The organism is Acinetobacter sp. NigerLNRRAM0016 (genome assembly GCF_054112845.1).
Genome location: NZ_JBSYVT010000112.1, coordinates 1 through 688 on the forward strand (window position 1 = coordinate 1; position 688 = coordinate 688).

Consider the following 688-nt stretch of genomic DNA (forward strand, 5'->3'; position numbering starts at 1 on the left):
CGTGACTACAGCGAAAATTGATAGTTTAGCGGTGACTGAAGGGAAAATTGCGGATCTTGCAGTGGATACATTGAAGATCAAGGACAATGCGGTGACGGTGCCTGTTTCTGCTTTTGCAGAAGCTGCAACGACAGTGGGGACGGAATACACCACTATTCAAACTTTGGCTGTCCCAACAGATATGGGGCATACCATTTTGACCTTTGGTGCGGTATTCAGCTTTACATCCTATACGTCACAGCAGCGGTTGCTTTGTCGGGTGCTGAAAAACGGCAATGTAGTCTTTGAAGATTTGGAGGTTCATTTTGTTGATTATGCTTCCGTGGGTGTGACTTCTGATAACAGTGGTTCACACGGACATAGCATTAATGTGAACGTATCAGGATCAATGGGAAGCGCAGGCAATCACAATCATTCCTTCAGTGGATCAACAAGCAATACTTCAATTAGTGGTGTGACAGGTTCTTCTCATAGCCACAATTACAATGGCAATACGGGTTCGGATGGATCCCATACACATAGTTTGAACTTGAGTGGTAGCGCATCAATGGGACTTGACGGTATTCATAGTCATAACGTTTCGATTCGAGGGAGTGCACGTAGCGCGGGGACATTGAACCTTTCAAGACATGATTCAACAGGTATAGCAGGTACATTCCAGCTGCAGCTTAAATCAGGCTCAGGGGGT

General features: G+C 45.6%; 1 pseudogene. It reads left to right on the forward strand.

Annotated features, from left to right (window positions below):
* Positions 1-688: pseudogene (locus ACWQ4X_RS19750) on the forward strand (phage tail protein); the annotation flags it as partial.